The organism is Streptomyces griseoaurantiacus, assembly GCF_036189845.1.
GTDB classification, from domain to species: Bacteria; Actinomycetota; Actinomycetes; order Streptomycetales; family Streptomycetaceae; genus Streptomyces; species Streptomyces griseoaurantiacus.
This window is the reverse complement of sequence record NZ_CP108326.1, coordinates 5204075-5228892: the sequence shown is the minus strand read 5'-3', so window position 1 is coordinate 5228892 and position 24818 is coordinate 5204075. Positions and strand designations below refer to the sequence as shown.

Sequence of the window (24818 nt, the reverse complement as noted above, 5' to 3'; positions counted from 1 at the left end):
GCGTGCGGGGGGGCGGAGTCGGGGCCGGGGGGCCGGGGGTTGGGGGGGCGGGGGTCGGGGGGCCAGGGGTCGGGGGCGGGAGGTCAGCCGAGGATGCCGCGGTCGTAGGCGGCCGCCACCGCCGCGGCCCGGTCCTTGACGCCCAGCTTCCCGTAGAGGTGCGTCAGGTGCGTCTTGACGGTGGCCTCGCTGATGAACAGCGCCCGCGCGATCTCCCGGTTCGGGGTGCCCCTGGCGACCAGCGCCAGGACCTCCCGCTCGCGGGCGGACAGCGGCTCGCCGCCCGGCGACCGCACCGCGGAGACCAGGCGCGTGGCCACCGCCGGGGAGAGCACGGTGCGCCCTCGCGCGGCGGCGCGTACCGCCGTGAACAACTCCTCGCGGGGCGCGTCCTTGAGCAGACAGCCGGTGGCCCCGGCCTCGATCGCCTGGAGGGTGTCGGTATCGGTGTCGTAGGTGGTCAGGACGAGGATCTTTGCCCGTGCGCCCCGCCGGCCCAGCTCCCGGATCGCGTCCACCCCCGATCCGCCCGGCATCCGCAGGTCCATCAGGACCACGTCCGGGTCGAGCGCGAGCGCCCGTTCCACCGCCTCGACGCCGCCCGCCGCCTCCCCCAGCACGGTGAAGCCGGGCGCGGACTCGAACATGCCGCGCAGCCCGTCCCGTACGACGGGGTGGTCGTCGACGACGAGGAGGGAGATCGCCGGGTTCCCGGCCGCTTCGTCAGTCATGGCGCACCAACGGTACGCGAGCCGACACCGCCGTGCCCTGCCCCGGTTCGGACTCCACGGCGACGGAGCCGGCGATGCGTTCGGCCCGGGCCCGCATGCCCTCCAGGCCGAAGCCGCCGCCGCGGGTGCGGGCGGGGACGGCGGCCGGGGCGAAGCCGGTGCCGTCGTCGCGGATGTCGAGGCTGACCTCGTCGCCCATGAAGGACAGGGTGACGCCGACCCGGCCGGCGCGGGCGTGCCGGGCCGCGTTGGACAGGGCCTCCTGGGCGATGCGGAGCAGGGTCGCGGAGACCTCGTCGTGGAGGTGTTCGGCGGTGCCGGTGAGGGTGAAGTCGGCGCGGGTGCCGTTGCGCTCGCCCCATTCGGCGACCGTCTTCCGCAGCGCCTCGGGCAGCCCGTCGGCGGCGAGGGCGACGGGGGCCAGGTTGTGCACGGAGCGGCGGGCCTCGCCGAGGCTGTGCCGGGCCAGCGCGGCGGCGCGCTCCACGTGGACGCGGGCGGTGGCGGTGTCGGGGGCGGCGGTGACCACCTGGAGCTGGGCGATGATGCCGGTCAGGCCCTGGGCGAGGGTGTCGTGGATCTCGGCGGCCAGCCGGCGGCGCTCGTCGGCGATGCCGGCCTCGCGGGCCTGCACCAGCAGTTGCGCGTGCAGGGCGGCGTTCTCCTCCAGGGCCTGCTGCAGCGCCGTGTTGGTGCGCTCCAGTTCGGCGATGGTCTCGGCCTGGGTGGTGACCCGCGCCTGCTCCTGCTCGGCGAAGCGGGTGAAGAGGGAGACCATGCCGATGTTGACGCCGAGGACCACGGCGAAGCCGGTCCAGGCGACGGCGCCGCGGGGCGGCATGCCGCCGATCTCGCTGCCCGCCATGGTGACGGCGGTCAGGCACACGCCGGGCAGCATCAGCCGGCGGGGAAGCTGTCTGCCGACCGTGTAGTAGCCGGTCACCGCGTAGAAGGCGCAGAAGGGGTTGAGCCAGGTGAGGACGAAGGCGATCGCCCAGCGCAGGAAGTACAGGAAGGCGCCCGTCCGGCCGCGCTCCGGCCGCCCGCGTGTCACCCGGGTCCCGGTCACCTCCAGGACCAGGGCGGCGGCCACCAGACCGGCGGCCGCGTACAGCTCGCCCCGGGTCATGCCGACCACGCCCGCCGAGCCGGCCGCCGTCAGGACGGCCACGCCGAGCAGCGCGTAGGGTCCCCAGTCCGCGAAGGTGGTCCGGCGCGACCACCACTCGGCTCTCGTCATCGCCCCAGTGTCGGGCACGGCCCCGCGCTCCGGTCCGTCCGCCGGCCCGCCCGCTCCCCCGTCCACGCCGTCCCTCACCTCCGGCTCACTCCTGCCCGGCCCCCGCCTCACTCCCAGCGGAACCAGCGGGCGGCCCCGGCGGTGAGCAGCACCGTCCAGGCGGCGAGCACGCCGAGGTGGGACCAGCCGGGCCAGTGTCCCGCCGCGGCCCCGTTCAGGGCCTGGGCGGCGGCGCCGAAGGGCGTCCAGCCGACGATCCGGGCGAGCAGGTCCGGCATGCTCTGCACCGGCACCCACAGACCCGCGCAGAACATCATCGGGAACAGCACCGCGCTGCCGACCGCCCCGGCGATCCTCGAGGTGGGCGTCAGCGCGGAGACGAGGGAGCCGAGCGCGAGGGCGGCCGCGACGGCGAGCAGCAGCGCGAGGGCGTAGCCGAAGCCCTGCGCGGGCAGCCGCACGCCGAACGCGAGCCGGCCGAGGAGGAGCGCGAGGAGTGCGGAGACGAGGGCCGCCCCCGCGAAGACGACCATGTGGGCGAGGAGCAGCGCGGCGGGCCGGACCGGGGTGGTGGACATCCGGCGCAGGATGCCGCGCTCGCGGTAGCCGGTGAGGACCTGCGGCATGGCCTGCAGCCCGCCGAGGATCATGCCGAGCAGCACGGTGACGGGGACGTAGGTGTCGACGAGGCGCAGGCCGCCGAGCGCCTCGTCGTGCTCGCGGAAGGAGGGGATCGAGCCGAGGATCGCGAGCAGGAGGGCGGGGAAGCAGACGATCCAGAAGAGGGCGCCCGGTTCGCGGCGGAACAGCCGGATCTCGGTGCGCAGGACGCCGGGGTGCACCAGGGTGCCGGCGCGGCGCGCGGGGGTCGTGGGCGTCGGGGCGCTGCTCATGGCGTGCTCGTCTCCGTGAGGTCGAGGAAGGCGTCGTCGAGGGTGGCGTCGGTGACGCGGAGCTGGTGGGCGGTGACGCGCCGGCGGGCGAGGAGGGTGAGGACGGCGTCGACGGTCTCGTCGGTGCCGGACAGGGTGAGCCGGCCGTCCTTGTGCGTCACCGAGGCCAGCCCGGGGAGCGCGGCGAGCGCGTCCTCGTCCAGGGGGGCGGACGGGGTGAAGCTGAGGACGGTGGCGCCCGCGGAGCGGCGGATCAGCCCCTGGGGGGTGTCCAGGGCGGCGATCCGGCCCTTGTCGATCACGGCGATGCGGTCGCAGAGCCGCTGTGCCTCCTCCATGAAGTGGGTGACGAGGAGGACGGTGACGCCGCTCGCGCGGACGTCCTCGATGAGCTGCCAGGTGTCCCGGCGGGCCCGCGGGTCGAGTCCGGTGGTGAGTTCGTCGAGGACGACGACGCGGGGGTCGCCGATCAGGGCGAGCGCGATGAACAGCCGCTGTTTCTGGCCGCCGGACAGCTTCGCGAACCGGGTGCCGAGTCGGCTGTCGAGGCCGAGGCGTTCGGCGAGGGGGCGCCAGTCGGCGGGGTGCGGGGCGAAGGAGGCGTACAGCTCCAGTGCCTCGCGGACGGTGAGCTTGGCCTGGAGTTCGCTCTGCTGGAGCTGGACGCCGAGGACGCGGGTGACCCGGTCGTGCTCGGCGACCGGGTCGAGCCCGGCGACCCGGACGCGGCCGGCGTCGGGCGTCCGCAGGCCCTCGACGCACTCCACGGTGGTGGTCTTCCCGGCGCCGTTCGGGCCGAGGACGCCGAAGATCTCGCCCTCCTCGACGGTGAAGGACACGCCGTCGACGACGGTCCGGCCGCCGTAGGACTTGTACAGGCCGCTGACTTCGACGACGGGCCCGGCCGAGGTGGGTGACATGACTTCAGGGTCGCGGCGGACGGCCCCCGGCACATCGCCCGTCCCGCTCGGGCCCGCATCGTCCGATCGGTGGATGCGGGGCTACGACCAGGCGGGGCGGCGGGCGCCCGGAGGGCTCCGGACCTGCGGTCGTAGGACCTTCGGCGGGGGCGGGTCCGGCCGAAACTCGGTGGGCACTGTCAGTGGCGAACCGTACAGTCGCTCGTGATGTCCGAGACACCTGCCCCCGCCGACGACCGTTCCGCCGTGCGCACCCTCGCGCGTCTGTGGCCCTATGTGCGCCCGGTGCGGGTGCGGCTGTTCACCGCCGCGTTCGTGGCGATAGTCGCCTCGTGCGTCGGGCTCGTGATCCCGCTCGTCCTGAAGTGGATGGTCGACGGCCCGGTCGCGGACAAGGACCAGCGGGGCGTCTGGCTGGGCGCGCTCTGCCTGCTGCTGCTCGGGATCGCCGAGGCGCTGCTGTTCGGGCTGCGGCGCTGGCTGGTGGCGCGTCCGCTGACCCGGGTGGAGGCGGACATGCGGGCCGACCTGTACCGGCACCTGCAGCGGCTGCCGGTGGCCTTCCACGACCGGTGGGCGTCGGGGCAGTTGCTGTCCCGGGCGACGACGGATCTGATGCTGCTGCGTCAGTTCCTCGCCTTCCCACTGACGTTCCTGCTGGTCAACGGCGTGACGATTCTCGTGGGTGTCGTCATCATGCTGGTGCAGGACTGGGCGCTCGGGCTGGTGATCCTTGGCCCCGCGGTGCCGGTCGTGCTCATGTGCGCGATGTTCGAGCGGCGGTACTCGCTGGTCGCACGGCGGGCGCAGGACCAGGTGGGCGATCTGACGACCGTGGTCGAGGAGAGCGTGCTCGGCATCCGCATCGTCAAGGGCTTCGGCCGGCACCGCAGCCAGGCGCGCGCCTTCCGCGAGCTGTCGCGCACGCTGCGCGGGACGGAACTGGCGAAGGCCCGGCTGCTGGCGTCGATCTTCGCGGTGATGGTCACGCTGCCCGAACTGGCCATCGGTGCCGCGCTCGTCCTCGGCACGATGCGGGTGGCGGACGGCAGCCTGTCCGCGGGCACGCTGGTGGCCTTCCTGTCGACGGCGCTGGCGCTGCGCTGGCCGGTGGACTCGATCGGCTTCCTGCTGGCGATGAGCCAGGAGGCGGCGACGGCGACGGCGCGGTACTTCGAGGTGATGACGGAGCGGGAAGAGAACGCGAGGGACACGGAGAACGCCCGGGACGCCGCGGACGCCGGGGACGGTGCGGCGGCCACGGTCACGGCGGGGGCCGAACGGACCGGTGGGGTGCCGGACGCGGGGGCGAAGGCGGGGGCGGAGGCCGCCGAGCCGGTCGGCGGGGTGCTGTTCGACGGGGTGAGCTTCCGTTATCCGGACGCCCCGGCCGGCTCCCCGCCCGTCCTGGACCGGATCGACCTGCACATCCGGCCCGGCGAGACCATGGCCCTGGTCGGGGCGACCGGCAGCGGCAAGACCACGCTGACCGCGCTCGTCCCCCGGCTGCACGAGGTGAGCGCGGGACGGATCACGCTGGACGGGCGGGACATCACCTCCCTGCCGAGGGCGGAGCTGCGCACGCTGGTCGCCGTGGCGTTCGAGGAGCCCACGCTGTTCTCCGCCTCCGTCGGCGAGAACGTCCTGATGGGCGCCCCGGACACGGCGGGCGAGGCCGAGTTGGAGCGGGCGCTCGCGGTGGCGCAGGCCGACTTCGTGCACGCGCTGCCGCAGGGGACCGGGACGCAGGTCGGCGAGCAGGGCCTGAGTCTCTCGGGCGGTCAGCGGCAGCGGCTGGCGCTGGCCCGCGCGGTCGTCGGCCGGCCGCGCTTCCTCGTCCTGGACGACCCGCTGTCCGCGCTCGACGTGCACACGGAGGCCGCCGTGGAGGCGGCGCTGCGGAGGGTGCTGGCCGGGACGACGGCACTGGTAGTCGCCCACCGCCCCTCCACGGTGCTGCTCGCCGACCGGGTCGCGCTGCTGTCCGGCGGCCGGATCACCGCCGTCGGCACCCATCACGAACTGCTGCGCGAGAACGCCGAGTACGCCCATCTGATGTCCGGCACAACAGCGGAGGCGAGCCTCCCGGGCCCGGCCCCGCACCCGGACCCGGCCGCCCGGGGCGCCGGTGCGTCCGGCGCCGGATGCGGCCCTGCCGCGAGGACGGCCACGGAAGAGGAGGTCCGCCGATGACGGCGCCCACGACGGCCGCCGGCCCCGATGAGGAGGAGAGCCCGCAGGGCGCCCCCACCGCCGCGGACGCCACCGGTGCGGGATCGAAGGGGCCCGCGTCCGCCGCCCCCGGCGGACCGGACGCCGGTGACCCCTTCGACCGGGACGCGCTGCCCGCCCCGCCCGGGGCGACCGGCACCCTGCTGCGCTCCCTGCTCGCGCCGATGCGCCCCCGTGTCGTCCTCACCGTCGTGCTGCTCCTGGTGCAGCAGGCCGCCGTCCAGGTCGGCCCGCTGCTCGTCGCGTACGCCATCGACCGGGCCGTCCCGGCGTTCCGGGACGGCCGGCACGGTCCGCTGATCGCGGTGGCGGTCGGCTACCTGCTGGCCTCTGCGGTCTCCGGCGCCCTGCAGTACGCGTTCGTCGCCGCCTCCGCCCGGGTCAGCCAGGACGTGCTGCTCGACCTGCGCGGCCGGATCTTCCGGCACGCCCAGGCGCTGAGCATCGACTTCCACGAGCGCTACACCTCCGGCCGGCTGATCTCCCGCTCCACGACCGACGTCGAGTCCCTGCGCGAGCTCCTCAACGAGGGGCTGCAGGAACTGGTCATGGTGATCCTCTCCTTCGTCTACATCTCGGCGATGCTGCTGTGGCTCGACCTCGGCATCGGCGCGGTGGCGGTGGCCTCGTTCCTCCCGCTGTACGGGATGGTGCGGCTGTACCGGCGCCGCGCGGGCCGGGTGTTCCGGCTGCGCTCGACGGCGATCGCCGCGGTGATCGTGAAGTTCGCGGAGACGATGAACGGCATCCGCCCGGTCCGCGCCTTCCGCCGCGAGGAGGTCAACGAGGCCGACTTCCGCGTCCTGAACGAGCGGCACGCCCGCACGAACGGCGACGGCATGCTGGAGATGGCCCGCTATGTCATCGGCTCCCGGCTGGTGGCGAACACGGCGGTGGCCGGGATGGTGCTGTGGGGCGCCCACCGGGTGGCCGGCGGCACGCTGGCGCTGGGCGTGCTGGCGGCGGCCGTGCTGTACCTGCGGCGGCTGTACGACCCGATCGACCGGCTCGGCATGTTCCTCAACTCCTACCAGTCGGCGGCGGCCTCGCTGGAGAAGATCGCGGGGCTGCTCGCGCAGCGGCCCACGGTGCCCGAGCCGGCCGAACCGCTGCCGCTGCCCCCGGCCCCCTCGGAACTGCCGGGGCGGGAGGTCGTGTTCGAGGAGGTTCGGTTCGCGTACCGCACGGGCGGCGAGGTGCTGCCCCGCTTCTCGCTGACGCTGCCCGCCGGGCAGACGGTCGCGGTGGTCGGCTCCACGGGCGCCGGCAAGTCGACGCTGGCGAAGCTGCTCGCCCGGTTCTACGACCCGACCGAGGGCAGGGTCCTCCTGGACGGCGTCGACCTGCGCACGCTGAGCACGGCGGAGCTGCGCCGGGGCGTGGTCATGGTGACGCAGGAGGCGTTCCTGTTCTCCGGCTCGGTCGCCGACAACATCGCCCTGGGGCGCCCGGAGGCGACGCGGGAGGAGATCGAACGGGCCGCGAAGGCGATCGGCGCGCACGACTTCATCGCCGCGCTGCCGGACGGCTACGACACGGACGTCCGCAAGCGGGGCGGCCGCATCTCCGCAGGCCAGCGCCAACTTGTCGCGTTCGCGCGGGCGCTGCTCGCAAACCCCGGGGTGCTCATCCTCGACGAGGCGACCAGCTCGCTGGACGTGCCGGGCGAGCGGGCGGTGCAGCGGGCGATGGAGACGGTGCTGCGGGGCCGTACGGCGGTGGTGATCGCCCACCGCCTGTCGACGGTGGAGATCGCGGACCGGGTGTTGGTGATGGAGCACGGCCGGGTGGTGGAGGACGGCGCCCCGGCCGACCTGATCGCGGGCACCGGCCGCTTCTCGGACCTGCACCGGGCATGGCGGGAGAGTCTCGCGTAGGCAGCGGCGGCGGACGACTGCGAGGGGGAGTGGATGATCGACGCCCAGGGCGACCCGGGTACGCCCGACGCGCGCGGGGGCGGCCGCTATCTGTGGTGGCTGGTGACGCGCCAGCCGGGCCGCTCGGCCGCCGGGGCGGTCCTCGGCACGGTGTGGATGGTGCTGCTGGCGGTGACCCCGTACCTGATGTCCCGGGCGGTCGACGACGGGCTGCAGCGCGGCGACCTCGGGGCGCTGGCCGGCTGGTCGGCGGTGCTGCTGGGGGTCGGGGCGGGCAACGCGTGGGTGGGCGCCGTGCGGCACCGGGTGATGACCCGGGTCCGGATGGACGCCAACTTCCGCACGGTCAAGGTGGTGATGGGGCAGGCCGTGCGGCTGGGCGTGGTGCTGCCGCGCCGGGTCGGGACCGGTGAGGTGGTCACGATCGGCGTGGGCGACGTCCAGACGATCGCGGGGTCCCTGACCGTGGTGGGCCCGGGGGTGGGCGCGGTCGTCGCGTATCTCGTGGTGGCCGCGCTGCTGCTGTCCGTCTCACCGTTGCTGGCGGCGGTGGTGCTGCTCGGGGTGCCGGTGATGGTGCTGGTCGTCGGCCCGCTGCTGAACCGGCTGCAGGGCGCGGAGGCGGAGTACCGGGAGCGGCAGGCTCTGCTGACCGCGCGGATCGGGGACCTGGCGGGCGGGCTGCGGGTGCTGAACGGGCTGGGCGGCAAGGGGCTGTTCGCGGACGCCTTCCGGGCGGACTCGGAGCGGTTGCGCGCGCAGGGCTACCGGGTGGGCGCGGTGACGAGCTGGGTGCAGGCGGTGGGCCTGGGGCTGCCCACGCTGTTCCTGGCGGCGGTGACCTGGCCGGCGGCCCGGCTGGCGGCGCAGGGGTCGATCACGGTGGGCGAACTGGTGTCGGTCTACGGGTATGTGGCGGCGCTGGTGGCGCCGGTGGCGTTCTTCCTGGAATGCGGCTACCAGATCAGCCGGGGGCTGGTCGCGGCCCGCCGGGTCGTGGCGTTCCTGCGGCTCGCCCCGCTGCCGGACACCGGCACGGCGCAGCCGCCCGCCGGACCGGCCGAGCTGTACGACCCGGACTCGGGCGTGCGGCTGGTGCCGGGTCTGCTGACCGCGCTGGCCGGGGCCCGGCCCGCGGACACGGCGGCGGTGGTGGACCGGCTGGGCAGGTGCGTGGAATCGGCGGCGACGTGGGGCGGGGCGCGGCTCGACGCGGTGCCCGTGGCCCGGGTGCGGGAGCGGATCCTGGTCGCCGACAACGAGGCCGACCTGTTCGCCGGGCCGCTGCGCGAAGTGATCGGCGGCGCGGCGGGGGCCGGCGGACCGGGCGAGGGGGCACTCGCCCGCGCGGTGCGCGCGGCGGCGGCCGAGGACGTCGTACGGGGGCTGCCGCGGGGGCTGGACGAGCCGATCGACGCGCAGGGCCGCAATCTGTCGGGCGGTCAGCGGCAGCGGGTGCGGCTTGCGCGGGCGCTGCTGGCCGATCCGGAGGTGCTGCTGGCGGTGGAGCCGACCTCCGCGCTCGACGCCCACACGGAGGCGGTGATCGCGGCCCGGCTGCGGGAGGTCCGCAGCGGGCGCACGACGCTGCTCGTCACCGGTTCTCCCCTGCTGCTGGAGCGCGCGGACACGGTGTACCACCTCGTCGACGGCAAGGTCGCGGCGCACGGCCCGCACGAGCGGCTGCTCGCCGGGAGCCCGGAGTACCGGGCGCTGGTGTCGCGGGACGACGATGGCCCCGATGACCCCGATGACCCCGATGACCCCGGAGCGCCCGTCGCGACCTGCGGCGGCGCCGGTGCTGAGGCGGACGCGGAAGAGGCCGTACGGTGACCGCGCCCGCGCACCCGGCACCGGCCCCCCGGGAGAGCGGCGCCGGGGAGCGGGAGGCCGGGCGGCTCCCGGTGGCCGGGGCCGCCGAGGTGCGGCGGGCCGCGGTGCGGCTGGTGCGGGCCGACGGCCGGGCGTTCGGTGCCGTGCTCGCGCTCAACGCGGTGACGGCCCTCGTCGGCCTGGCCGGGCCGTGGCTGGTGGGACGGATGGTCGACGAGGTGCGGGCCGGGGCGGGCACCGGCGCCGTGGACCGGCTCGCGCCCTGGCTCCTGCTGACCGCGCTGGTGGAGATGCTGCTCTCGCGCTGGGCCCGCTACCTGGGCCACCGCTTCGGCGAGCGCACGCTGGCCCGGATCCGGGAGCAGTTCGTGGACCGGGTGCTGGCGCTGCCCGCCTCGGTGGTGGAGCGGGCCGGTACGGGTGATCTGACCGCCCGGGGCACCGCCGATGTGACCGCGGTCGGCACCGCGCTGCGCGACGCCGGCCCCCAGTTGCTGATCTCCTCGGCGCAGGTGCTGTTCCTCTTCGGCGCGGTGCTGCTGCTCAATCCGCTGCTCGGCGTCTGTGGTCTGCTCGGCACGGTGGGCATCGGGTGCGCGCTGCGCTGGTACCTGCGGCGGGCGCGTACCGCGTACCTCGCGGAGGGCGCGGCCAACTCGGACGTGGCCGAGATCCTCGCCGCGACCGCCGAGGGCGCGCGCACGGTGGACCTGCTGGGGCTCGGCCGGCGCAGGATCTCGGCGAGCCGTGAGGCGCTGGCCACCTCCCGTGCCGCCCGGCTGCGCACGCTGTTCCTGCGCAGTGTGTTCTTCCCGGCGGTGGACTTCTCCTACGTCGTGCCGGTGGCCGTCGTGCTGACGGCGGGCGGGGTGCTGCACCGCCACGGGCTGGTGAGCGTCGGCGAGGTGGTGGCGGCGGCGCTGTATCTGCGGCAGCTCACCGAGCCGCTGGACACCATCCTGACGCACGTGGAGCAACTGCAGAGCAGCGGCGCCTCGTTCGCGCGCGTGGAGGGGCTGGCGGGCGCCCCGCGCACGGAGGGGGCCGGGCGGGCCCCGGCCGCGGAGCCGGCGGACGATCGGATCGACGTGCGCGGGGTGCGCTTCTCCTACGACCGGGGCGAGGAGGTGCTGCACGGCGTGGACCTGACGGTGCGGCCCGGGGAGCGGCTGGCGGTGGTGGGGCCCTCGGGGGCGGGCAAGAGCACGCTGTGCCGGCTGCTGGCGGGCATCGACGCGCCGAGCGAGGGCACGGTGACCGTGGGCGGGGTGCCGGTCTCCTCCCTCGGCCCGGAGCGGCTGCGCCGCCAGGTCGTACTGGTCACCCAGGAGCACCACGTGTTCCTCGGCACGGTCCGGGACAACCTGCGGATCGCCGAGCCCTCGGCCCCCGACGGCGAGCTGTGGCGGGCGCTGACCGCGGTGGGGGCGGACGGCTGGGTCGCCGCGCTGCCGGGCGGACTGGACTGCCTACTGGGATCGGGCGGGCACGCCACCGACGGTTCGCAGGCGCAGCAACTGGCGCTGGCCCGGGTGGTGCTGGCCGATCCGCACACCCTGATCCTCGACGAGGCGACGGCGCTGCTGGATCCGGCGAGTGCCAGGAGCACCGAACGGGCTCTGGCCGCGGTGCTCTCGGGCCGGACGGTCCTCGCGATCGCGCACCGCCTGCACACCGCGCACGACGCGGACCGGGTGGCGGTGATGGAGGAGGGCCGGGTGACCGAGCTGGGCACGCACGAGAGCCTGGTGGCGGCGGGCGGGACGTATGCGGCGCTCTGGCACTCCTGGCACGGCGAGGGAAAGGTTTCGGCCACGGGGGCCGAATCGGCCGGTGTGACGGGAGGGGCGCCCGGGGCGGGGACCGCCGGCGGCTCACGGCCGGGGCCGGTCGGCTGAGCACGGACGGAAGTGATCCGTCCGATTGCTGACGGACGCTCAACTCACGGTCAGAGCGCCGGGATCCGCCCGACGAGCCCCGAGGAGCCGGTCGGCGGCGTCGTGCGGGCGCCCGCACGACGCTCGGGGCGCCCCGGAGAGAGATCACTTCCGCATTGCGTACACCGATGTTCACTGGCCGGACGATTTTCGGCCAACGTCCCGTGGGGGTCCTGACATGCACACGTCTTCAATGTCACTCTTCCAGCGCACGGACGGCACATCGCACCGCAACTTCGTCTGTCCGCGAGGCCCCCCACGCCTCACCGGCACCCCCACATAAGGAGCTTGCGTGACTCCCCTCTACGCGCGTCACAAGCGCACCACTCTGGCCATCGCCACCGCCGTCGCGGCCGGAGCCCTGCTGACCACCGGGATGAGCACCGGGGCAGCCGCACAGACCCCCGCCGACCAGGGCGGAGCCACCCTCGCCGCGGCACCGCTGAAGCTGTCGGCGAGCGCACGCACGGAGCTCATCCAGCGGGCCGAGGACGCCGCCCCCGAGACGGCGCGGAAGATAGGCCTCGGCGCCAAGGAGAAGCTGGTCGCCAGAGACGTCGTCAAGGACGCCGACGGCACCGTCCACACCCGTTACGAGCGCACCTACGCCGGCCTGCCGGTGCTGGGCGGCGACCTGGTCGTGCACGAGTCCGCCGCCGGCGCGACGAAGAGCGTGACCAAGGCGACCAAGGCCGACATCAAGGTCGCCTCGGTGACCGCGAAGGTCACCGCCGCCAAGGCCGAGAAGCAGGCGCTGACCGCCGCGAAGGACGCCGGCTCCGCCAGGACCGAGGCCGACCACGCCCCCCGCAAGGTGATCTGGGCGGCGAGCGGCACCCCCGTGCTCGCCTACGAGACGGTCGTCGGCGGCCTCCAGGACGACGGCACGCCCAACGAGCTGCACGTCATAACTGACGCCGCCACCGGCAAGAAGCTCTACGAGTACCAGGGCATCGAGACCGGCACCGGCAAGACCCTGTACTCGGGCTCCGTCACCCTGAGCACCACCAAGTCCGGCTCGACGTACCAGCTCTACGACACCACGCGCGGCGGCCACAAGACGTACAACCTGGCCCACCGCACCTCCGGGACCGGCTCGCTGTTCACCGACGCCGACGACGTGTGGGGCACCGGCGCGGCGTCCAGCTCCTCCACCGACCAGACCGCGGCCGCCGACGCCGCGTACGGCGCGCAGGAGACCTGGGACTTCTACAAGAGCACGTTCAACCGCAACGGCATCAAGAACAACGGTGTCGGGGCGTACTCCCGGGTCCACTACGGCAACAACTACGTCAACGCCTTCTGGGACGACAGCTGCTTCTGCATGACGTACGGCGACGGCTCCGGGAACAACCACCCGCTGACCGCGCTGGACGTCGCCGGCCACGAGATGAGCCACGGCGTCACGGCCGCCACCGCCGGGCTCAACTACTCGGGCGAGTCCGGCGGTCTCAACGAGGCGACCTCGGACATCTTCGGCACCGGCGTGGAGTTCTACGCCGACAACGCGTCCGACAAGGGTGACTACCTGATCGGCGAGAAGATCGACATCAACGGCGACGGCAGCCCGCTGCGCTACATGGACAAGCCCAGCAAGGACGGCGGCTCCGCCGACTACTGGTCCTCCTCGGTGGGCAACAAGGACGTGCACTACTCGTCCGGCGTCGCCAACCACTTCTTCTACCTGCTGTCCGAGGGCAGCGGCTCGAAGACGATCAACGGCGTCAGCTACAACTCGCCGACGTACAACGGCTCCACGGTCACCGGCATCGGCCGCGCCAAGGCGCTGCAGATCTGGTACAAGGCGCTCTCCTCGTACATGACCTCGACCACCAAGTACTCCGGCGCCCGCACGGCGACGCTGAGCGCGGCCTCGGCCCTGTACGGCTCCAGCAGCACCGAGTACAACGCGGTCAAGGCGGCCTGGAGCGCCGTGAACGTGAACTAGTCCGTGTCCCGGCACGCCCGAAGGTAGAGCCGCCCCCGGCGCGACGCGCGCCGGGGGCGGCTCTACCCTTGGGCCCCATGTCGTTCACGTACGAGGATGTCGGCGCCACGCGGGATCCGGAGCACTGCCCGCCGGGGTTCCACCGCCTGCACGTGCGCTCGCGCGTGGGCGAGGGCGAGGGGGTGTTCCGCCGCGCCACCGAGGCCCTGTTCGGGTGGGAGATGCACCGGGCCGTGGGCGTCGGCGTCGACACCGAGGCCCCGGTGGCGGCCCCGGACGTCGAGGTCACCGTCGTCCTGGGCGGGCTGATCAAGGCGCCGTGCCGGGTGGTGTGGACGGTGGAGGAGCCGCGCCGGCGCGGCTGGGCGTACGGCACGCTCCAGGGGCACCCGGAGACCGGCGAGGAGTCCTTCGTGCTCGACCGCACCGGGGACGGCACGGTGTGGCTGACGGTGACGGCGTTCAGCCGCCCGGCGAAGTGGTACGCGCGGGCGGGCGGCCCGGCCGTGCGGGGCCTGCAGCACGCGTACGCCCGCCGCTGCGGAGCGGTACTGCGCCGGCTGACGGCGGAGGAGAACGAGGCGGGGCTGCTCTAGGGCCACTTCTGCCCCTGCATGCCGGCCGGGCGCCGGGCTACGGCCGCAGGACGAGCTTCCCGGCGGCGTGACCGCTCGCGCTCAGCTCCTGCGCCTTCGCGGCGTCCTCCAGCGGGAGGCTCTGCGCGATGCGCACCGTGAGCCCGCCGTCGGCCGCGAGGCGGGCGTACTCACCGATGTGGGAGCCGAACAGGCGGCCGGGGCCGGAGAAGGTGACGCCGTGTTCGGCGGCCGTCCGATCGGCGATGGTGACGATCCGGTCGGTGCCGCCGCGCAGGTCGATCGAGACCTCCAGGTCGCCCGCCCCCGCGGCGTCGTACACGGCGTCGATGCCCTGCGGTGCGGCCTCGCGGACGCGGTCGGCGAGGCCGGCACCGTAGGCGACCGGGATCGCGCCCAGCGAGCGCAGGTAGTCGTGGTTGCCCAGGGAGGCGGTGCCGACGACCGTGGCGCCGCGGGCGACCGCGAGCTGCACACCGGCGGCGCCGGACACACCCGCGGCTCCGTGCAGCAGGAGCGTGTCGCCTTCCCCGACGCCGAGGGCGTCGAGCACGCGGACCGAGGTCTCGACGGCGACGGGCAGCGCCGCGGCGAGGTCCCAGTCGAGGTCCGCGGGCTTCGGGCCGAAGTCGACGGCCAGGGCGTGCTCGGCGTACGCGCCGGTGACGGTCCAGCCCAGAACCTCGTCACCCAACGCGACGCCGGTCACGCCTTCACCGACCTCGTCGACGACGCCGGCCGCCTCCACGCCGGGGACCACCGGGAACGGCGGTGTGATCCGCGGCCGCCACCCGTTGCGGATCTTGGAGTCGAGCGGGTTGACCCCGGCCGCCACGACCTTCAGCCGCACCTGCCCGGGTCCGGCGTGCGGCTCGTCGACCTCTGCGACGCGGAGGACTTCCGGGCCGCCGAACTCGGTGTAGGTGATCGCCTTCATGTGCTGCTCCAATGCTGTCGCCCAGGTGAGAGATCGACTCGGCCGTGACCGGCGCCGGCCGCGCCGGCACGTCGACCGGTCCCGGCCCGGGAACTCAGGAGCCGGCCACGTGTGTGGGCGCGGTCCAGCCGGTGACTCGGATCCACTCGGCCAGGTCGAGGGTGTCCGGCTCGATCGCCCGCACCGCCCCGAGGTCCGAAGGGTGCTCCCCCGCCTCCGCGAACTCGCGGAACATCACCCTGTCGAGCTCGGTGGGAAGCACGCTCAACGGGAGGGCCTCGTACCGTGCCGGGAGCCCGGCGCGCGCACCGAACGCCGCGGCGATCCGGGGGCCCGTCAGCTCGTCGCCGACGAGCTCGACGGCTCCGCCGGGCGCCTCCGCGAGGCCGAGCAGGAGCGCGGCGGCGACCCGGCCGAGATCCCTGACCGAGATCATCTTCAGGGGCGCGTCCTCCGGCATCGGCAGCCGCACCACGATCTCCCCGTGCTCCAGCTTCGGCGCCATCTCCTCCATGAAGGGGGCCGGGCGGACCACCTCGGCCCGCAGGCCGGACTTCCCCAGGTACTCCTCGATCGTGTGCTTGGAGTCGTGGTGCGGCACACCCCGCTCCCGGTCCGCTCCGAGGACCGAGTTGAACAGGACGTGCGGGACGCCCGCCTCGACCGCCGCGTCGACGAGCGCGGTACCGATGCGGATCTCCGTCTCGACCTCTTCGAGGCTGTTCGCCTCGGGTGTCATGAAGGAGAACGCCTCGACCGCCGTCAGTGCGGCGACCAGCGTGGCCGGGTCGTCGGTCCGGACGGCCGCCAGTTCGACGCCGCGGGCGGCCAGTGCCCGGGCCCGGTCGGAGTGCGGGTCGCGGACCAGGGCCCGCACCCGCGCCTTGTGGTCCAGCAGCGCGTCGACCACCGCCCCGCCCTGTCGCCCCGTCGCGCCGAAGACCGCGATCGTGCCGGGGCGGTGGGGGGAGGACGAGGCGGGCGTGGCGTCGTTGAGTTCGATCTGTGGTGACATGCCTCGACGATGCGGTTCGCGGCGCCGGGCGCACCACCGATAGCGCGCCAGTTTCTTCCGAAAACCCGCCAGCGGCGGTTAACCTCGGTCGCATGCCCGACCTCAACGACGAGCCGAGCTTCTGCACCGACGAGGCGCCGTTGTCGGCGCTCCTGGCGCACGGCGCCGACGTGGCCGCGCACTTCCACGACCACGGCCAGCTCCGGTACGCCGCGCGGGGGGCTCTGGTCACGGCGACCCAGGTGGGCACCTGGGTGGCCCCGGCCAGTCGGATCATGTGGGTGCCCCCCTTCGCGGTGCACAGCAGCACGGCGTACGGCGAGACGGACATCCGGGTGCTGTCGCTGCCCGTGACGCTGACCGGACAGCTGCCGGCCGAGCCGTCGGTCTTCGTGGCGAGCGCGTTGCTGCGCGAGGCCTATCTGGCGCTGATGAACGAGGGCGAGCCGCTGCGGAGCCCTCGTGCGCGGCTGCTGGTCGACGTCGTACTCGCCGAGCTCGCCCGCGCCGCACAGGAGCCGCTGCGCCTCCCGGAGCCGAGCGACCGGCGCCTCAAGGCGGTCACCGACCTGCTCCACACGGACCCGGCGAGCCCGGCGACCCTGGCCGAGCTGGGCCACCGCACCGGCGCCAGCGAACGCACCCTGAGCCGGCTGTTCGGCAGCGAGCTGTCGATGAGCTTCCACCAGTGGCGCACCCTGCTGCGCACCCAACGGGCGCTGATCGAGCTCAGCGAGGGCGCCTCGGTCACCGACACGGCGATCCGGCTGGGCTGGGCGAACCCCAGCAGCTTCATCGACGCCTTCACCGAGCTGGTCGGTCAGACACCCGGCCGCTATCGCTCCTCGGCCCGGTCCTCCCGCGGCCAGGGGTGAGAGGCTGGCGGGGTAGCCGTATTTCCTGGCGGAACCTCGGTGGCAGGCCGGCGGTGCGGGAGAACACGCTGGAAGGGTGACTCACTCGGCCACCACCCAGAACCCCTCGCCGGCATCGACGGCCTCGGCCGGTGCGACGCTGAGCGACCTCATCGTCCAGTCGCTGACGCGGCACAGCTCGTCGGAGGCGTTCGTCGCGGGCGACCGGCGACTGACCTACGCCCAGGTGCGGGACCTGGTCTCCCAGTACATGGGCGCGCTCAGCCGGCGCGGCGTCGGCCTCGGGGTCGGCGTCACCATGATCAGCCCGAACATGCCCGAGTCCTGGATCGTGCAGGCGGCGACGTACCTCCTGGGAGGGCGCTTCACGGGACTCCAGGCCCTGGCCTCGGTGCGGGACCACACCGTGGTCTGCGAGGACGCCGAGGCAAGCGTGCTCGTGGTGTCGGCGTCCTTCGAGGAGCACGGCCGGCAGCTCCTCGACCGGGTCGACTCGTTGCGCCGGCTGCTGGTGGTGCCGGCCGCAGGGGGCCCGCCCGAGGGCGAGTCCTACGCCGTACGAGCGCTCGATGCCGGGCCGGCCACCGAGTCCGACGTCGCGTGGCTGCAGTACACCGGCGGCACGACCGGCCGGCCCAAGGGCGTGATGCTGCCGCACCGGGCGATGGCGCAGCTGGCGCTCTCGCATCTGGTGGACTTCGAGCAGCCGCACCTGCCGCGCTACCTGGCCGCGGCGCCGCTCACCCATGCCGCCGTGCTCAGCGTCGTCCCGACCCTGCTGCGCGGTGGGACGGTCGTCGTCGAGCAGGGTTTCGACCCCGACCGCTTCCTCGACGTGATCGAGGCGGAGCGCGTCAACTGCCTCATCGGGATCCCGACGATGATCTACGCGCTGCTCGACCACGCCCGGCCGGAGACCAGGGACCTGTCGAGCCTCGAGGTGTTCTGGTACGCCACCGGCCCGATGTCGCCGGTGCGGCTGGCCGAGGCGCGCGAGCGCATCGGGCCGGTCTTCGCCCAGCTCTACGGCCAGACCGAGTCGACCGGCCTCGGGACCGTGCTGCCCAGGGCCGCCCACGAGACCACCGACCTCGAGCGGCTCGGGTCCTGCGGCCGGCCGGTTCTCGGCAACCGCGTCCGGCTGGTCGACGACGACGGCCACGACGTGCCCGTGGGCGAGGTCGGCGAGATCGTCATGCGCAACCGCGGCGTCATGCTCGGCTACCGGAACCTGCCCGAACAGAGCGACGAGGCGCTCAAGGACGGCTGGCTCCACACCGGCGATCTCGCCCGCCAGGACGACGAGGGCCTGCTCTACATCGTCGACCGCAAGAAGGACATGATCATCTCCGGCGGCTTCAACATCTACGCCAGCGAGGTCGAGGCGGCCCTGACCGGCCATCCGTCGGTGAGCTCGGCGGCGGTCATCGGCGTCCCCGACGAGCGGTGGGGCGAGATCATCACCGCATTCGTGGTGGCCCGCTCGGGGCAGGAGGTCGACGGGCCCGCGCTCCAGGCCTTCGTCAAGCGGGTCAAGGGCTCGATGTACGCGCCCAAGAAGGTCGTGGTCGTCGACTCGCTGCCCCAGACGCCTGTCGGGAAGGTCGACAAGAAGTCACTGCGGGCTCCCTACTGGCGCGACTCGGCGCGCAATGTCCACTGACCCGGCAGCCCTGCGGACCCGTCGCACCCGCGGACCCGTCGGACCCCCCACCATCGAGGGAAGGCGCTCGGCCTTGAGCACAGACACGACCCCCCGCCTGATCGACCTCCACTCCCACTGGGGCACCGAACGAGGGTGGCGAGGCAGTCCGTACGAGACCGCGGCGGACCGCGAAGCGCTGCGGGGCTACTTCAAGTGGGGCATGGACTTCGTCAGCGACGAGGAGCAGGCCCAGCAGTTCCGTACGGCGAACGCCCGGGTGATGCTGGACTTCGCTTTCACCTACACGCTGGAGGCCGGCGCCGTCCGGGAGCAGCACGACTACGCCTTCGACTTCGCGCGCCGGCACCCCGACGTCGTCCTCGGCCACTGGATCGGCATCGATCCGACGCAGCCGGCCCACGTCAAGGAGCTGGAGCGCTGCCTCAGCGACGGACCCGGGCTGATCGGACTGGCGGTGCACTCGCTCACACCGGCCGGCACGCCGGACGAGCCGGGCTGGGAGGCCTGCCTGAACCTGTGCCGCGAGGCCCGCCGTCCCGTCCTGGTGCACGTCGGGATGTCGGCGACCGGCGCCGGCACCCGCGGCGGGATGGGCATCACCCTGGAGGGCAGCCATCCGCGGTACGTCGACCGGGTGGCCGCGCGCCACCCCGACCTCAACGTGATCGCGGGCCGGGTGGCCTGGCCCTGGCAGTCGGAGATGATCGCGACGGCCCTGCACAAGGGGAACGTCTGGATGGAGCTCCACGGCTGGTCCCCGCGCTACTTCCCCGAAGATCTCAAGCGTGAGATCGGGAAGCGGCTGCGCAAGCGTGTCCTCTTCGGCGCCGACTACCCGATGCTCAGCCACGAGCGGCTGGTCGCCGAGTGGCGCGAGGAGGGCTACTCCGCCGACGTCCTCGACGACGTCTTCACCAACAATGCCGAGGCGTTCCTCGCCGAGATCGGAGTGGCGTGATGGACCTGGGACTGAAGGGCAAGGTCGCCGTCGTCGGTGGCGGCAGCGACGGGCTCGGCTTCGCGATCGCCGAGCGCCTCCTGGCCGAGGGCGCCCACGTCGCCTTCTTCGCACGGCGCGCGGAGAAGGTCGCCGCGGCGCGGAGCCGGCTCGCCGAGAGGTACGGCGAGGAGCGGATCCTCGGCGTGGCCGCCGACTGCTCGAGCGCCGCGGACCTGGACAGGGTGACCGCCTCGACGGTGGAGCGGTTCGGGGACGCCGTCCACGTGCTGGTGACCAACGACGGCGGACCGCCGATCCGGCGGATCACCGAACTCACCGACGAGGTCTGGCTGCAGGCCTTCGAGCGGCACTTCTTCTACGTCGTCAGGTCCGTGCGGGCCACGCTGCCGCACATGACGGCCGAGGGCGGCAGCATCCTCAACGTGGTGTCGGGTGTCGCCCGGCGTCCCGCCGTGGGCATGGCCGCGCCGACGACGGTGTGGTCGGCGGTGATCGGCTACGCGCAGACCCTCGCGCTCGAGGTCGGTCCGCAGAACATCAACGTCAACACACTGCTGGCCGGCTACTTCGACACGCCGCTGCTCGCCAAGACCATGGAGCGTCAGCCCGAACTGTCCAGGGAGCGGCTGGGGAGCATGGCGCCGCTGGGCCGCATCGGCGCACCCCGGGAGTTCGCGGACCTCGTCGCCACGCTGGTCTCACCGGGCTCCAGGTTCGTGACGGGCACGGTGACCCCGGTCGACGGAGGCGCCAGTGTCGGGCTGGGCGCCAGTTTCGACTCCGCGGCTCCCGCGTCGGAGGGGACCCGGCCGTGAGGTTGTCGACCGAGCTGCGGTGGGTGGCCTGAAGCCGGTGACGGCGGTGTGGGCGACGGGGGTCGGCGCGCCCTGGACGACCTCGAGGGCCGGACGCGTCGTCCTCGGCCCGATCAACCTGTGCAAGGAGTGCGTAGTGATTCACCACCTGTTGTTCTTCTGGTTCCGGAAGGACGCGTCGCGAGCAGAGGTGGAGGAACTCCTGGAGGGCATGAGGAGTTTCGCCACCATCCCCGCCGTCAGGAGCCTCTCGATCAGTGAGAACCGGGACTTCCCGGAGACGTCCGCCCCGTTCACCCATGCCGCCGTCCTCACGTTCGACGATGTGGACGGCAGGAACACGTATCTCGCCGACGACCTGCACCAGGCCGTGCGGCGCAAGGCGATGTCCGTGCTCGGGGAGTTGAGGACCATCAGCGTCGACGCCGGCCGGGCAGCGGAATCCGCCGCGCGGGACGAGCCGGTCGAATCGCCGCTCGGGGCCCCGGTACAGCGGGACCCGGGCCAGGAGTCCCCGAGCCTCGAGGACCTCGCGGCGCGACTCCACCGTGCGGAGCTGACCCGCTCCACCATCCCACCGCTGTCGGAGCAGGTCCCGGGGCTGAGCGTCGCGGACGCCTACCGGATCCAGCAGCTGAACGTCTCCCGCCGCCTGCGGGACGGCGGTGTCGTCGTCGGTCAGAAGGTCGGCCTGACCTCCGTGGCCATGCAGGAGCAACTCGGCGTCGACGAACCCGACTACGGGGTCCTTTTCGACGACATGCTCGTGGGCGACGGCCGGCCGATCCCGGTATCCGGTCTGATCCAACCGCGGGTCGAGGCGGAAGTGGCCTTCGTCATGGCACGCGAACTGCGCGGACCGGGCGTCACGGAAGCCGACGCGCTCGCAGCGGTCGCGGGGGCTCTGCCCGTGATCGAGGTGATCGACAGCCGCATCAGCGCGTGGAGGATCGGCCTGACCGACACCATCGCCGACAACGCCTCGTGCGCGAAGGTCGTTCGCGGTGACGTGGTGACACCCGTAACGGGAATCGATCTCCGCACCATCGGAATGATCCTCACGATCGACGGCGAGGTCGTGTCGACGGCGGCCGGAGCCGCCGTGCTGGGGAACCCGATTCGCGGGCTCGTCCGGCTCGCCGACAAGTTGGCCGAGTTCGGAGGTGCGCTGCGGCCGGGCGATCTCGTGCTCGCCGGCGCGCTCCACGCCTCCCTTCCGGTCACCGAGGGAATGTCGGTGCACGCCGAGTTCGCGCACATCGGCGGGGTCACCGCCGCGTTCACCTCCTGACGGCGGCCGGTACGGGCCCGCCCGACCCCGGCCCCGCGGCCCCGGCCGCCCGCCGCGACCCGCCGGTGCGGCCCCGGGCGGGGCCGCCTTCCCGGCGGGTCCTCGCCGGGTCACCGCATCAGCACTCCCGCCCCCTCCCCCGTGCCGTCCGCGGGGACGGTGAGGAGGCCCAGCTCGGCGGGTGCGGCCAGCAGCGGATGGGAGGGGAGGATGCGGACCGTGTAGCCGAAGGGGCCCGCGCGGTCCAGCGAGAGCGGGCCCTCGTAGACCCAGCGGCCCTCCTCGCCGCCGCCCGCCGGTTTCAGCGGGACCACCGACGCGTCCGCGATGCGGTCCTCCTCGTCGACCCGGCCCGAGACCACCTGCACCTCGACGTCGTCCGGTGCCAGTTCGCCGAGGCCCACCCGGACCCGTACGACCAGCGCGGCGCCGAGTTCGGCCCGGTCCGCCGCCGAGGACGTCTCCACGTGCTCGACCGTGACCCGCGGCCAGGCCTCGCGCACCCGCGTCTTCCATCCGGCCAGGTCACGGGCCGCCTGCGGGGTCATCGCCCGGTGGGCGCGGGCGGCCGGGGTGTACAGGCGCTCCACGTACTCCCGGACCATCCGCCCGGCCAGCACCTTCGGGCCCAGGTGCGTGAGGGTGCGGCGGACCATCTGGATCCAGCGGTCGGGCAGCCCCTCCGCGCCGCGCTCGTAGAAGCGGGGCGCCACCCGGTGCTCGAGGAGGTCGTACAGCGCCGCCGCCTCCAGCTCGTCCCGCCGGTCCTCGTCGGTGCCCACGCCGTCCGCCGTGGGGATGGACCAGCCGAAGTCGGGCTGGAACCACTCGTCCCACCAGCCGTCCCGCACGGACAGGTTGAGGCAGCCGTTGAGCGCGGCCTTCATGCCGCTGGTGCCGCAGGCCTCCAGCGGCCGCAGCGGATTGTTCAGCCACACGTCGCAGCCCGGGTACAGCTTCTGCGCCATCGCCATGCCGTAGTCGGGCAGGAAGACGATGCGGTGCCGCACCCGGGGGTCGTCGGCGAACCGGACCAGCTCCTGGATGAGCCGCTTGCCGCCGTCGTCCGCGGGGTGCGCCTTGCCGGCGACGACGATCTGCACCGGTCGCTCGGGGTGCAGCAGCAGCCGCGTCAGCCGGTCCCGGTCGCGCAGCATCAGCGTGAGCCGCTTGTAGGAGGGGACACGGCGGGCGAAGCCGATGGTCAGCACGTCCGGGTCGAGGACGTCGTCGATCCAGCCCAGCTCGGCGGTGCCGGCCCCGCGCTGCCGCCAGGAGGCGCGCAGCCGCTCCCGCACCTCCCCCACCAGTTTCTCCCGCAGCACCCGGCGCAGTTCCCAGATGTCCTGGTCGGCGATGTCGGCGACCGAGTCCCAGCGGTCGGAGTCGCCGACGGTCAGGGCGTCCTCGGCGCGCTTCGCACCGATCTGCCGGGCGCCGAGCCGGATCACCTCGGGGGCCACCCACGTCGGGGCGTGCACCCCGTTGGTGACGGAGGTGATCGGCACCTCCTCGGCGTCGAATCCCGGCCAGAGTCCGGAGAACATCTCCCGGCTGACCCTGCCGTGCAGCAGGGAGACGCCGTTGGCGCGCTGCCCGAGGCGCAGGCCCATCACGGCCATGTTGAACAGGTGGGACTCGCCGCCGGGGTAGGTCTCCCTCCCGAGGTGGAGGACGCGCCGCGCGTCGATGCCGGGCAGTTCGGCCTCGGGGCCGAAGTGGCGGGCGACCAGTTCCCGGTCGAAGCGGTCGATGCCGGCCGGGACGGGCGTGTGCGTGGTGAACACCGTGCCCGCGCGGACGGCCTCCAGGGCGGCGTCGAAGTCGAGCCCGGCCTCGCACAGCTCGGCGATCCGCTCCAGGCCGAGGAACCCGGCGTGCCCCTCGTTGGTGTGGAAGACCTCCGGTGCGGGGTGGCCGGTGAGCCGGCAGTAGGTGCGCACGGCCCGGACACCCCCTATGCCCAGGAGCATCTCCTGCAGCAGCCGGTGCTCGCTGCCGCCGCCGTAGAGCCGGTCGGTGACGTCGCGCTCGCCGAGGTCGTTCTCCTCGACGTCGGAGTCGAGCAGGAGCAGCGGGATCCTGCCGACCCGGGCGAGCCAGATCCGGGCGGTCAGCCGCCGCCCGCCGGGCAGGGCGAGGGTGACGTGGCACGGCGTGCCGTCCTGCTCGGTGAGCGGGGCGAGGGCCAGCTCGTGCGGGTCGAGCACCGGGTAGTGCTCCTGCTGCCAGCCCTCGCGGGAGAGGGACTGGCGGAAGTAGCCGTGCCGGTAGAGCAGGCCGACGCCGATCAGGGGGACGCCCAGGTCGCTGGCGGCCTTGAGGTGGTCACCGGCCAGGATGCCGAGCCCGCCGGAGTACTGCGGCAGGGCGGCGGTGATGCCGAATTCCGGCGAGAAGTAGGCGATCGCGGCGGGCAGCCCGGCCGACTGCGTCTGGTACCAGCGCTCGCCTCCCGTGTACTCGGCGAGATCCTCGGACGCGGCGGTCAGCCGGCGCAGGAACCGGTGGTCCCCGGCCAGCTCGGTCAGGCGCGCGGAGGGCACGCTGCCCAGCAGCCGCACGGGGTCGCCGCCCGCGGCGGCCCATCGTTCGGGGTCCACGGACTGGAAGAGGTCACGGGTCTCGGCATGCCAGGACCAGCGCAGATTGTGCGCGAGGTCGCTCAGCGGCTTGAGGGCGTCGGGGAGTACGGGACGGACGGTGAACCTGCGGATGGCCTTCAAGAGTCCCACCTTCACCAGGGGCGTACGCGGCTTCGGACCGCACTGTGCGTACGGTCCTCGTCACTCACGACGGTAACGGCGCCGGGGGCCCGGCAACCACGGCGCCCGACGGCGCGTTGCGTCAGTACCGCGCACTCGGCGGGGAAAACACCCCTTTCGGCACAGGGGACACGCCCACCACGCGGGGCTCACCACCGGGCGCGCCCGGCCCGCGGGCACCCGGCCCGTGAGGGGGGCGCCCGGCTTGCGGAGGGCGCGCGCTTACCGGCACCTCTCGCGCCGGTAATCCGCCCTTCACCTGGCGCGCCTACTCTCGACCGCGCCG

At 73.7% G+C, this 24818-nt stretch carries 18 protein-coding genes; 11 read left to right on the top strand and 7 right to left on the bottom strand.

The features are described from left to right. Positions 1–83 precede the first annotated feature (83 nt). The 4 genes from OHB09_RS23350 to OHB09_RS23335 all read right to left on the bottom strand — a co-directional run bounded on the left by OHB09_RS23350 (position 84) and on the right by OHB09_RS23335 (position 3784). Complete coding sequence (locus tag OHB09_RS23350) at positions 84–731, bottom strand: response regulator (protein ID WP_191892186.1); 648 nt, start codon at positions 729–731, stop codon at positions 84–86. Beyond that, positions 724–1971, bottom strand: coding sequence for a sensor histidine kinase (locus OHB09_RS23345; RefSeq protein ID WP_050811154.1), 1248 nt, complete (start codon positions 1969–1971; stop codon positions 724–726). Before OHB09_RS23345 ends, OHB09_RS23350 begins: the two co-directional genes overlap by 8 nt. A 107-nt stretch (positions 1972–2078) precedes the next feature. Next, positions 2079–2864, bottom strand: a complete 786-nt coding sequence (locus OHB09_RS23340; RefSeq protein ID WP_006139730.1) for an ABC transporter permease — start codon at positions 2862–2864, stop codon at positions 2079–2081. Continuing rightward, positions 2861–3784, bottom strand: a complete 924-nt coding sequence (locus OHB09_RS23335) for an ABC transporter ATP-binding protein (RefSeq protein WP_006139731.1) — start codon at positions 3782–3784, stop codon at positions 2861–2863. The genes OHB09_RS23340 and OHB09_RS23335 overlap by 4 nt, the downstream gene beginning before the upstream one ends. A 207-nt stretch (positions 3785–3991) precedes the next feature. Here OHB09_RS23335 and OHB09_RS23330 point away from each other — a divergent pair, with 207 nt between their 5' ends. The 6 genes from OHB09_RS23330 (at position 3992) to OHB09_RS23305 (ending at position 14207) form a co-directional block, all read left to right on the top strand. Further along, positions 3992–5977, top strand: a complete 1986-nt coding sequence (locus OHB09_RS23330; RefSeq protein ID WP_328922488.1) for an ABC transporter ATP-binding protein — start codon at positions 3992–3994, stop codon at positions 5975–5977. Further along, entirely contained in the window at positions 5974–7893 is a 1920-nt protein-coding gene (locus tag OHB09_RS23325; RefSeq protein ID WP_234528488.1) for an ABC transporter ATP-binding protein, read from the top strand. The genes OHB09_RS23330 and OHB09_RS23325 overlap by 4 nt, the downstream gene beginning before the upstream one ends. Positions 7894–7926: 33 nt before the next feature. Then, entirely contained in the window at positions 7927–9726 is a 1800-nt protein-coding gene (locus tag OHB09_RS23320; RefSeq protein ID WP_328922487.1) for an ABC transporter ATP-binding protein, read from the top strand. Between the two features lie 71 nt (positions 9727–9797). Then, a complete protein-coding gene (locus OHB09_RS23315; RefSeq protein WP_407077367.1) occupies positions 9798–11624 on the top strand; it encodes an ABC transporter ATP-binding protein in 1827 nt (608 codons plus the stop codon). 331 nt (positions 11625–11955) lie between these two features. Further along, positions 11956–13611, top strand: coding sequence for a M4 family metallopeptidase (locus tag OHB09_RS23310; RefSeq protein ID WP_328728411.1), 1656 nt, complete (start codon positions 11956–11958; stop codon positions 13609–13611). Between the two features lie 77 nt (positions 13612–13688). Continuing rightward, positions 13689–14207 (top strand): DUF1990 domain-containing protein, encoded by a 519-nt coding sequence (locus tag OHB09_RS23305; protein ID WP_006139737.1) that lies wholly within the window; start codon positions 13689–13691, stop codon positions 14205–14207. Between the two features lie 37 nt (positions 14208–14244). Here OHB09_RS23305 and OHB09_RS23300 read toward each other — a convergent pair whose 3' ends face one another. Together OHB09_RS23300 and OHB09_RS23295 are read right to left on the bottom strand one after the other, a co-directional pair. Continuing rightward, a complete protein-coding gene (locus OHB09_RS23300; protein ID WP_234527854.1) occupies positions 14245–15144 on the bottom strand; it encodes an NADP-dependent oxidoreductase in 900 nt (299 codons plus the stop codon). A gap of 94 nt (positions 15145–15238) precedes the next feature. Beyond that, positions 15239–16159 carry an NmrA/HSCARG family protein gene (locus tag OHB09_RS23295; RefSeq protein ID WP_234527853.1) on the bottom strand — a complete coding sequence of 307 codons (921 nt, stop codon included), beginning with the start codon at positions 16157–16159 and terminating at the stop codon, positions 15239–15241. A gap of 92 nt (positions 16160–16251) precedes the next feature. On the opposite strand from OHB09_RS23295, the gene OHB09_RS23290 reads away from it, so the two are divergent. From OHB09_RS23290 to OHB09_RS23270, 5 genes are all read left to right on the top strand, one after another. Next, positions 16252–17034: a helix-turn-helix transcriptional regulator gene (locus tag OHB09_RS23290; protein ID WP_234527852.1), complete on the top strand. Its 783-nt coding sequence runs from the start codon at positions 16252–16254 to the stop codon at positions 17032–17034. A gap of 76 nt (positions 17035–17110) precedes the next feature. Then, on the top strand, positions 17111–18697 hold the full coding sequence (locus OHB09_RS23285) for an AMP-binding protein (RefSeq protein WP_319351441.1): 1587 nt from the start codon (positions 17111–17113) through the stop codon (positions 18695–18697). Positions 18698–18770: 73 nt separating this feature from the next. Beyond that, positions 18771–19658 carry an amidohydrolase family protein gene (locus OHB09_RS23280; protein WP_234527850.1) on the top strand — a complete coding sequence of 296 codons (888 nt, stop codon included), beginning with the start codon at positions 18771–18773 and terminating at the stop codon, positions 19656–19658. Further along, positions 19658–20476, top strand: a complete 819-nt coding sequence (locus OHB09_RS23275) for an SDR family NAD(P)-dependent oxidoreductase (protein WP_234527849.1) — start codon at positions 19658–19660, stop codon at positions 20474–20476. Before OHB09_RS23280 ends, OHB09_RS23275 begins: the two co-directional genes overlap by 1 nt. A 19-nt stretch (positions 20477–20495) precedes the next feature. Next, complete coding sequence (locus OHB09_RS23270; RefSeq protein WP_234552050.1) at positions 20496–21767, top strand: Dabb family protein; 1272 nt, start codon at positions 20496–20498, stop codon at positions 21765–21767. Positions 21768–21877: 110 nt separating this feature from the next. Here OHB09_RS23270 and OHB09_RS23265 read toward each other — a convergent pair whose 3' ends face one another. Beyond that, positions 21878–24493: a glycosyltransferase family 1 protein gene (locus tag OHB09_RS23265; protein WP_167794396.1), complete on the bottom strand. Its 2616-nt coding sequence runs from the start codon at positions 24491–24493 to the stop codon at positions 21878–21880. Between the last annotated feature and the right edge of the window lie 325 nt (positions 24494–24818).